The sequence below is a fragment of the Pseudomonas sp. HMWF006 genome, from assembly GCF_003061205.1.
GTDB lineage: Bacteria > Pseudomonadota > Gammaproteobacteria > Pseudomonadales > Pseudomonadaceae > Aquipseudomonas > Aquipseudomonas monsensis.
Genome location: NZ_QAIU01000314.1, coordinates 1 through 9287, shown reverse-complemented (window position 1 = coordinate 9287; position 9287 = coordinate 1). Strand labels below are relative to the sequence as shown.

The 9287-nt window shown below is 58.0% G+C and carries 7 protein-coding genes; 3 read left to right on the top strand and 4 right to left on the bottom strand.

What is annotated here, in order from left to right; translation table 11 throughout:
• Positions 1-44: 44 nt before the first annotated feature.
• The 3 genes from mnmA to DBR24_RS12845 form a co-directional block, all read right to left on the bottom strand.
• Positions 45-1169, bottom strand: coding sequence for a tRNA 2-thiouridine(34) synthase MnmA (mnmA, locus tag DBR24_RS12855; RefSeq protein ID WP_128614943.1), 1125 nt, complete (start codon positions 1167-1169; stop codon positions 45-47).
• A 59-nt stretch (positions 1170-1228) separates the two neighbouring features.
• Positions 1229-1675: an NUDIX hydrolase gene (locus DBR24_RS12850; RefSeq protein WP_128614942.1), complete on the bottom strand. Its 447-nt coding sequence runs from the start codon at positions 1673-1675 to the stop codon at positions 1229-1231.
• A gap of 204 nt (positions 1676-1879) precedes the next feature.
• The gene (locus tag DBR24_RS12845) at positions 1880-4105 is read right to left on the bottom strand and encodes an NADP-dependent isocitrate dehydrogenase (protein ID WP_123462478.1); all 2226 of its coding nucleotides are present in this window, start codon (positions 4103-4105) and stop codon (positions 1880-1882) included.
• Positions 4106-4586: 481 nt separating this feature from the next.
• On the opposite strand from DBR24_RS12845, the gene icd reads away from it, so the two are divergent.
• Entirely contained in the window at positions 4587-5843 is a 1257-nt protein-coding gene (gene icd / locus DBR24_RS12835; protein WP_034155137.1) for an NADP-dependent isocitrate dehydrogenase, read from the top strand.
• An 86-nt stretch (positions 5844-5929) separates the two neighbouring features.
• Here the strand turns inward: icd and DBR24_RS12830 are convergent, their stop codons facing one another.
• Entirely contained in the window at positions 5930-6232 is a 303-nt protein-coding gene (locus tag DBR24_RS12830) for a cold shock domain-containing protein (protein ID WP_128614941.1), read from the bottom strand.
• Between the two features lie 223 nt (positions 6233-6455).
• On the opposite strand from DBR24_RS12830, the gene clpS reads away from it, so the two are divergent.
• Both clpS and clpA read left to right on the top strand, forming a co-directional pair.
• Positions 6456-6839, top strand: coding sequence for an ATP-dependent Clp protease adapter ClpS (gene clpS / locus DBR24_RS12825; protein ID WP_016987405.1), 384 nt, complete (start codon positions 6456-6458; stop codon positions 6837-6839).
• Positions 6840-6869: 30 nt separating this feature from the next.
• Positions 6870-9140 carry an ATP-dependent Clp protease ATP-binding subunit ClpA gene (gene clpA / locus DBR24_RS12820; RefSeq protein WP_097088113.1) on the top strand — a complete coding sequence of 757 codons (2271 nt, stop codon included), beginning with the start codon at positions 6870-6872 and terminating at the stop codon, positions 9138-9140.
• Positions 9141-9287 lie beyond the last annotated feature (147 nt).

Sequence of the window (9287 nt, the reverse complement as noted above, 5' to 3'; positions counted from 1 at the left end):
GAGAAACACGCCGCCCAGCGCGGTCAGTTGCTCCTGGGTCGGGCTCATGCCTGGCCGCTCCACGGCTCGGCGACTTCGATCACGCCGCCACCGAGGCAGATTTCACCGTCGTAGAACACCACGGACTGGCCTGGAGTGACCGCACGTTGCGGTTCGTCGAACACGGCGCGGTAGCCGCTGGCGGTTTTTTCCAGGGTGCAGGCCTGGTCGCTCTGGCGATAACGCACTTTGGCGGTCAGGCGCAGCGGCTGGCTCAGGTCGATCGGGTTGACCCAATAGATTTCCGAAGCGAGCAGGGCGCTGGAGAACAGCCACGGATGGTTGTTGCCCTGGCCGACGATCAGCTCGTTGGTGTCCAGGTCCTTGCGCAGCACGTACCACGGCTCGTCGCCGGCGTCTTTCAAGCCGCCGATACCGAGGCCCTGGCGCTGACCGATGGTGTGGTACATCAAGCCGTGGTGACGGCCGATGACGTCGCCTTCGGTGGTCTTGATTTCGCCCGGTTGCGCCGGCAGGTATTGCTTGAGGAAGTCGCTGAAGCGGCGTTCGCCAATAAAGCAGATCCCGGTGGAATCCTTCTTCTTGGCGGTCGCCAGCTCGTATTTCTCGGCAATCGCGCGGACTTCAGGCTTCTCCAGCTCACCGACCGGGAACAGGGTCTTGGCAATCTGTTCGCCGCCGACGGCGTGCAGGAAGTAGCTCTGATCCTTGTTCGGGTCGAGGCCCTTGAGCAGTTCGGTGCGGCCTTCGATGTCGCGGCGACGCACGTAGTGGCCGGTAGCAATCAGGTCGGCGCCGAGCATCATGGCGTAGTCGAGAAACGCCTTGAACTTGATCTCGCGGTTGCACAGGATGTCCGGGTTCGGCGTACGGCCAGCCTTGTATTCGGCGAGGAAGTGCTCGAACACGTTGTCCCAGTACTCGGCGGCGAAGTTGGCGGTGTGCAGCTTGATACCGATTTTGTCGCAGACAGCCTGGGCATCCGCCAGGTCGTCCATGGCGGTGCAGTACTCCGTTCCGTCGTCTTCTTCCCAGTTCTTCATGAACAGGCCTTCCACCTCGTAACCCTGCTCGATCAGCAGGAGAGCGGAAACGGAAGAGTCCACGCCGCCGGACATGCCGACAATGACGCGCTTCTTGGATGTGTCAGAAGGGGCTGGATCACGCATAGGGATTCAATGAGTGTCTTGAAAAAGGACGCGATTCTATCAGGCTCACGGCCTCAAGGCTAAAGAGAAGGGCGGATCAGTTCGAGACTGAAGTGATGGCCGGCCAGATAATCGTCGATGCAACGGATGATCAGCTCGCTGCGCCAGTTGTCGCGCTGGGCGATTAATTCGCTGCGGGTCAACCACTTGGCGCCGACGATGCCATCGTCCAGTTGGTAGTCCGGGTGGTGTTTCACCGCTTTGGCGCTGAAGCACACACGCTGGTAAGTCACGCCGTTGCTCGGCGCGGTGTACAGGTAAATGCCGATCACGCCGGTGGGTTCGACGTCCCAGCCGGTTTCTTCGAGGGTCTCGCGCACGGCGGCGTCGATCAGGGTTTCGTCCGGGTCGAGGTGACCGGCGGGTTGGTTCAGCACGTTACGCCCGGCCTTGTGCTCTTCGACCATCAGGAAGCGGCCGTTGTCCTCGACGATGGTGGCGACGGTGATGTGGGGGAGCCATTCCATGAGTAGACCTCGGTGTTGAATATTGAAACCCGAACCCTGTGGGAGCTGGCTTGCCAGCGATAGCAATGGATCAGTCACATCAATGTTGAATGATAAACCGCCATCGCTGGCAAGCCAGCTCCCACAGGGTTTTGTGGTGATCATAAAACCCGGAAACACAAACCCCGGCGCAGGGCCGGGGTTTGTGATGTTCCCTTTACAACTTTAAACCAGCGCAGCAATCGCCGCGTTGAAGGTTGCGCTTGGGCGCATGGCCTTGCTGATCAGCTCGGCATCGGCGTGGTAGTAACCACCGATGTCCACTGGCTTGCCCTGAACGGCGTTGAGCTCGGCAACGATGGTCGCTTCGTTCTCGGTCAGGGTTTTGGCCAGGGTCGCGAACTGCGCTTGCAGTGCAGCGTCTTCGGTCTGGGCGGCCAGGGCCTGAGCCCAGTACAGCGCCAGGTAGAAGTGGCTGCCGCGGTTGTCGATGTTGCCGACTTTGCGCGATGGCGACTTGTTGTTGTCGAGGAACTGGCCAGTGGCCTGATCCAGGGTTTTCGACAGCACCAGCGCTTTCGGGTTGTTGTAGTTCACACCCAGGTGCTCAAGGGACGCTGCCAGTGCGAGGAATTCGCCCAGCGAATCCCAGCGCAGGAAGTTCTCTTCAACCAGTTGCTGCACGTGCTTCGGTGCCGAGCCGCCGGCGCCGGTTTCGAACAGGCCACCGCCGTTCATCAGCGGCACGATCGACAGCATCTTGGCGCTGGTGCCCAGTTCCATGATCGGGAACAGGTCGGTCAGGTAGTCGCGCAGGACGTTGCCGGTTACCGAAATGGTGTCCTTGCCTTCGCGAGTGCGCTGCAGGGTGTACTTCATGGCATCGACCGGCGCCATGATCTGGATGTCCAGACCGGCAGTGTCGTGATCCTTCAGGTAAGCCTGAACTTTCTCGATCACCACGCCGTCGTGGGCGCGCATCGGGTCCAGCCAGAAGATCGCCGGGGTGCTGCTGGCGCGAGCACGGTTGACGGCCAGTTTGACCCAGTCCTGGATCGGCGCGTCTTTGGTCTGGCACATGCGGAAGATGTCGCCGGCTTCAACAGCCTGCTCCATCAGCAGCTTGCCCTTGCTGTCGGTCACGCGAACCACGCCGTCAGCCTTGATCTGGAAGGTCTTGTCGTGCGAACCGTACTCTTCGGCTTTCTTCGCCATCAGGCCAACGTTTGGCACGCTGCCCATGGTGGTCGGATCGAACGCACCGTTGGCTTTGCAATCTTCGATCACGGCCTGGTAGATGGTCGCGTAGCAACGATCCGGGATCACTGCCTTGGTGTCGTGCAACTGACCGTCGGTGCCCCACATCTTGCCGGAGTCACGGATCATCGCTGGCATCGAGGCGTCGACGATAACGTCGCTCGGCACGTGCAGGTTGGTGATGCCTTTGTCGGAGTTGACCATCGCCAGCGCAGGGCGAGCGGCGTAGACCGCTGCCATGTCGGCTTCGATCTGTGCTTGCTGCTCGGCCGGCAGGGCCTTGATGCGTGCGTACAGGTCGCCGATGCCGTTGTTCAGGTTGAAGCCGATCTGGGCCAGCACGTCAGCGTGCTTGGTCAGAGCGTCTTTATAGAACTCGGCAACGATCTGGCCGAACATGATCGGGTCGGAAACCTTCATCATGGTCGCTTTCAGGTGCACCGACAGCAGCACGCCTTGGGCCTTGGCGCTGTCGATTTCAGCGGCGATGAATGCGCGCAGAGCGTTTTTGCTCATTACGGCGCAGTCGAGGATCTCGCCGGCCTGAACGCTGGTTTTTTCTTTCAGAACGGTAGCAGTACCGTCCTTGGCGATCAGCTCGATCTTCACGGCGTCAGCGGCGTCGATCAGGGCAGCTTTTTCGCTGCCGTAGAAATCGCCGGTGCTCATGTGAGCCACGTGGGACTTGGAGTCTTTGGCCCAGGCGCCCATTTTGTGCGGGTGCTTGCGCGCATAGTTTTTAACCGACAGCGGGGCGCGACGGTCGGAGTTGCCTTCACGCAGAACCGGGTTCACGGCGCTGCCCTTGACCTTGTCGTAACGCGCCTTGGCTTCTTTCTCGGCATCGTTGGTCACGGCTTCCGGGTAGTCCGGCAGGTTGTAACCCTGGGCTTGCAGCTCTTTGATCGCGGCTTGCAGTTGTGGCACCGAAGCACTGATGTTCGGCAGCTTGATGATGTTGGCTTCAGGCGTAACGGCCAGGTCGCCCAGTTCGGCGAGGTGGTCGGCTACGGCTTTGTCGCCCAGTTGCTCGGGGAAGCTGGCCAGAATACGTGCTGCAAGAGAGATATCGCGGGTTTCCACGGCGATATCGGCCGAGGCGGTGTAAGCCTCGATGATCGGCAGCAGGGAATAGGTGGCGAGGGCTGGAGCTTCGTCGGTGAAGGTATAGATGATCTTCGAGCGGGTGGGCATATTCGGATTAACTCTCTCTTCTTTGCTAAAGCGTGCGCAGAAACTCGAGGGGCGCCGGGTAAGCGCGTTCGTTCAAAGTCATCCATGAACCGAATGTCGAGATTCTTCGCGGTGATGTTGGGTGCATCAGTAGAGCGTCAAGCAGTCGGACTGCGGTAACAACCCGACCAATCAGGCGGAAAGTCTCGTGCTAGAGAGGCCAGCCGTCGTGACCCTTTGGTCAGCGGGCGGCATTATACATAGGTAGCTGGCAATCTGCCGATGGTTCATATGCAACGATTCTCGTCCATTGGTCTAAAGGTCGCAGGGCGGGGTGGGGCGTAGAGTCGTCGCGAATGCTTGAGTTTGGCGCTTTTCCCTTTGCTTTCAGGCTTGTACGAAACCAGATGTGCCTGCGCCGTGAACAGAGGGTTTGCGTGTTGATTTAACTGGGTTACGCTCGAACCAAGCCAGATGTTCAATCCAAACAATGGAGTTCAGCATGGGTTACAAGAAGATTCAGGTTCCAGCCGTCGGCGACAAAATCACCGTCAATGCAGACCATTCTCTCAATGTTCCTGATAACCCGATCATCCCCTTCATCGAAGGTGACGGCATTGGTGTCGACATCAGTCCGGTGATGATCAAGGTGGTCGATGCTGCAGTTCAAAAGGCATACGGCGGTAAACGCAAGATTTCCTGGATGGAAGTCTACGCCGGGGAAAAAGCCACTCAGGTTTACGATCAGGATACCTGGCTGCCTCAGGAAACCCTGGATGCAGTCAAGGATTACGTGGTTTCCATCAAAGGCCCGCTGACCACTCCCGTCGGTGGCGGCATCCGCTCGCTGAACGTGGCCCTGCGTCAGCAACTCGACCTGTACGTCTGCCTGCGCCCGGTGCGCTGGTTCGAAGGTGTACCAAGCCCGGTTAAAAAGCCTGGCGACGTCGACATGACCATCTTCCGCGAGAACTCCGAAGACATCTACGCTGGCATCGAGTGGAAGGCCGGTTCGCCGGAAGCCACCAAGGTCATCAAATTCCTTAAAGAAGAAATGGGCGTCACCAAGATCCGTTTCGACGAAAACTGCGGTATCGGCGTCAAGCCGGTTTCGCTGGAAGGCACCAAGCGTCTGGCGCGCAAGGCTCTGCAATATGTGGTCGATAACGACCGCGATTCGCTGACCATCGTGCACAAAGGCAACATCATGAAGTTCACCGAAGGTGCCTTCAAAGAGTGGGCCTATGAAGTGGCGGCCGAAGAATTCGGTGCGACCCTGCTCGACGGTGGTCCGTGGATGCAGTTCAAGAATCCGAAAACCGGCAAGAACGTTGTGGTCAAGGATGCCATCGCCGATGCCATGCTCCAGCAGATCCTGCTGCGCCCGGCGGAATACGATGTGATCGCGACCCTGAACCTCAATGGCGACTACCTCTCCGATGCCCTGGCGGCGGAAGTGGGGGGTATCGGCATTGCACCGGGCGCCAACCTGTCCGACACCGTGGCGATGTTCGAAGCGACCCACGGCACCGCGCCGAAGTACGCCGGCAAGGACCAGGTCAACCCGGGTTCGCTGATTCTCTCGGCGGAAATGATGCTGCGTCACATGGGCTGGACCGAAGCGGCGGATCTGATCATCAAGGGCACCAACGGCGCCATTGGTGCGAAAACCGTGACCTATGACTTCGAGCGTCTGATGGATGGGGCCAAGCTGGTTTCGTCTTCGGGCTTTGGCGATGCGCTGATTTCGCATATGTAAAACGCGGGCACATAAAAACCGCCTGACTCTTCATTGAGTCAGGCGGTTTTTTATTGCTTGGGATATTCAGGTGAAGATCAGTCAGCTCACGCTTTGGCAGTTGCGGCGGCAGCAGCAGCAGCGCCAAAAGCAGCACTCTCAGTGGGGCTGGATGGTTCAATGATGACGTTTGTGATTTTTAGGGCATGCAGCCCCTTGGGGCCTTGAACAATCTCAAAACTCACCAGTTGTCCGGCCTTTAGCGTTTTATACCCCTCCATCTCAATGGCGGAGTAGTGCGCAAAGAAATCAATCTCTTTTCCGTCTTCATCGCGGCCTTCACGGGCATCGGTATTGATAAAGCCGAATCCCTTGGCATTGTTGAACCACTTGACCTTGCCGACAGCCATGCTCAAATCCCTCTGCACCAGACTCCATCGCTGGAGTATCATCCAATTCATCCGCAATCTAATCCGTAAAAGAATTGACTCCGCGGATCTTTTTTACCCACTGTGGGCTCTATTGGTTGTAACACCGTTTTCCCGATAGTCAAGGTGACCGGGCAGTCGGAGTTGAAAACGTGGACAGCCGCCCCCACCACTGTATTTGCACAACTGAAGAACCTTTCTTTCCATGCATGCAATCAGCCAGATTCGACTAACATTCAATCAGGATCGCCCGCTTCTCCAAAAGGATCTTCCAGAGGAGCACGACGACGATTCGGCAGGCGTTGCTGTTCAGGAAGCAAAGCCTGCGTTACAGGCGCCGCCGATGTACAAGGTGGTTTTGTTTAATGATGACTACACACCGATGGATTTCGTCGTCGAAGTGCTCGAGGTGTTTTTTAACCTGAATCGCGAGCTGGCGACCAAGGTCATGCTGGCCGTCCACACAGAAGGACGGGCAGTATGTGGAGTGTTTACCCGCGACATCGCCGAGACAAAGGCCATGCAGGTCAACCAGTACGCCAGGGAAAGCCAGCATCCGCTACTCTGTGAAATCGAGAAGGACGGTTAATCGCCGACCACTTGGGTATGAGGTGAAGCTATGTTAAACCGCGAGCTCGAAGTCACCCTCAATCTAGCCTTCAAGGAGGCTCGTTCGAAGCGTCATGAATTCATGACCGTCGAACACCTTTTGCTGGCCCTATTGGACAATGAGGCTGCCGCCACCGTTTTGCGTGCCTGCGGCGCAAACCTCGACAAACTCAAGCATGACCTGCAGGAGTTCATCGACTCCACCACGCCATTGATCCCCGTTCATGACGAAGATCGCGAAACCCAGCCAACCCTGGGCTTCCAGCGTGTACTGCAACGTGCTGTTTTCCACGTACAGAGCTCGGGCAAACGCGAAGTAACCGGCGCTAACGTGCTGGTTGCAATCTTCAGTGAGCAAGAGAGTCAGGCCGTGTTCCTGCTGAAACAGCAGAGCGTGGCGCGCATTGATGTCGTCAACTACATCGCTCACGGCATTTCCAAAGTGCCGGGGCATGGCGATCACTCTGAAGGTGAACAAGATATGCAGGACGACGAGGGCGGTGAGTCTTCTTCTTCAGGCAATCCTCTGGATGCTTATGCCAGCAACCTCAACGAACTTGCGCGCCAGGGTCGTATTGACCCGCTGGTCGGCCGCGAAATGGAAGTCGAGCGTGTGGCGCAGATTCTTGCGCGCCGGCGTAAAAACAATCCGCTGCTGGTCGGCGAGGCGGGCGTGGGTAAAACCGCGATTGCCGAAGGTCTGGCCAAGCGCATTGTCGACAACCAGGTGCCGGACCTGCTGGCCAACAGCGTCGTGTATTCCCTCGACCTCGGTGCTCTGCTCGCGGGCACCAAGTATCGCGGCGATTTCGAGAAGCGCTTCAAGGCGCTGCTCAATGAACTGAAAAAACGTCCGCAGGCGATCCTGTTCATCGACGAAATCCACACCATCATCGGTGCGGGTGCTGCGTCCGGTGGCGTGATGGACGCCTCGAACCTGCTCAAGCCATTGCTCTCGTCTGGTGACATTCGTTGCATCGGTTCGACCACGTTCCAGGAATTCCGCGGCATCTTCGAGAAGGATCGTGCCTTGGCGCGTCGCTTCCAGAAAGTCGATGTGGTCGAGCCGTCGGTGGAAGACACCATCGGTATCCTGCGTGGCCTGAAAGGGCGTTTCGAGCAGCACCACAATATCGAGTACAGCGATGAGTCGTTGCGCGCCGCTGCTGAACTGGCATCGCGCTACATCAATGACCGGCACATGCCGGACAAGGCCATCGACGTGATCGACGAGGCGGGCGCCTACCAGCGTCTGCAACCGGTCGAGATGCGCGTCAAGCGTATCGAAGTGCCGCAGGTCGAAGACATTGTGGCGAAAATCGCGCGGATTCCGCCAAAACACGTCACCAGTTCCGACAAGGAACTGCTGCGTAACCTGGAGCGCGACCTGAAGCTGACGGTGTTTGGTCAGGACGCAGCGATCGACTCGCTGTCGACTGCGATCAAGCTGTCGCGTGCCGGGCTCAAGTCGCCTGACAAGCCAGTCGGTTCATTCCTCTTCGCAGGCCCTACCGGTGTCGGTAAAACCGAGGCCGCGCGGCAATTGGCCAAGGCCTTGGGGATCGAGCTGGTGCGCTTCGACATGTCCGAATACATGGAGCGTCACACCGTATCGCGTCTGATTGGTGCGCCTCCGGGTTATGTCGGGTTCGATCAGGGCGGTCTGTTGACCGAAGCGATCACCAAGCAGCCGCACTGCGTGTTGTTGCTCGATGAAATCGAGAAGGCGCACCCCGAAGTCTTCAATCTGCTGTTGCAGGTAATGGACCACGGTACGCTGACCGACAATAACGGGCGCAAGGCGGACTTCCGCAACGTGATCGTGATCATGACCACCAACGCCGGTGCCGAAACGGCGGCGCGTGCTTCGATCGGTTTCACCCATCAGGACCACTCGTCTGATGCGATGGAAGTGATCAAGAAGAGCTTTACGCCGGAGTTCCGTAACCGTCTGGACACCATTATCCAGTTTGGTCGCCTCAGTCATGAGGTCATCAAAAGCGTGGTGGACAAGTTCCTTACCGAGCTTCAGGCGCAGCTGGAAGACAAGCGTGTGCTGCTTGAGGTCACTGATGCCGCGCGTAGTTGGCTGGCGGCGGGTGGTTATGATTCGGCGATGGGCGCACGTCCGATGGCGCGTCTGATCCAGGACAAGATCAAGCGTCCGCTGGCGGAGGAGATTCTGTTTGGCGAGCTGGCCGAGCATGGCGGTGTGGTACACATCGACATCAAGGATGGTGAGTTGACGTTTGACTTCGAGACGACGGCAGAAATGGCCTGACGGCTTGATGTTGATTGGAAAGGCGCCTTCGGGCGCCTTTTTTGTTGTCTGGTGTTTTTGGGTTTTTGGTGTATATCCGTTGCTGCGGTGATGGCTTATTACGGTTTCGCCCTTACGGCGACTCACTTTTTTTACAAACGCCTAAAA

Coding starts and splice junctions, on each gene's coding strand:
- mnmA (WP_128614943.1), bottom strand. CDS start 1,169: ATGCGTGATCCAGCCCCTTCTGACACATCCAAGAAGCGCGTCATTGTC.
- DBR24_RS12850 (WP_128614942.1), bottom strand. CDS start 1,675: ATGGAATGGCTCCCCCACATCACCGTCGCCACCATCGTCGAGGACAAC.
- DBR24_RS12845 (WP_123462478.1), bottom strand. CDS start 4,105: ATGCCCACCCGCTCGAAGATCATCTATACCTTCACCGACGAAGCTCCA.
- icd (WP_034155137.1), top strand. CDS start 4,587: ATGGGTTACAAGAAGATTCAGGTTCCAGCCGTCGGCGACAAAATCACC.
- DBR24_RS12830 (WP_128614941.1), bottom strand. CDS start 6,232: ATGGCTGTCGGCAAGGTCAAGTGGTTCAACAATGCCAAGGGATTCGGC.
- clpS (WP_016987405.1), top strand. CDS start 6,456: ATGCATGCAATCAGCCAGATTCGACTAACATTCAATCAGGATCGCCCG.
- clpA (WP_097088113.1), top strand. CDS start 6,870: ATGTTAAACCGCGAGCTCGAAGTCACCCTCAATCTAGCCTTCAAGGAG.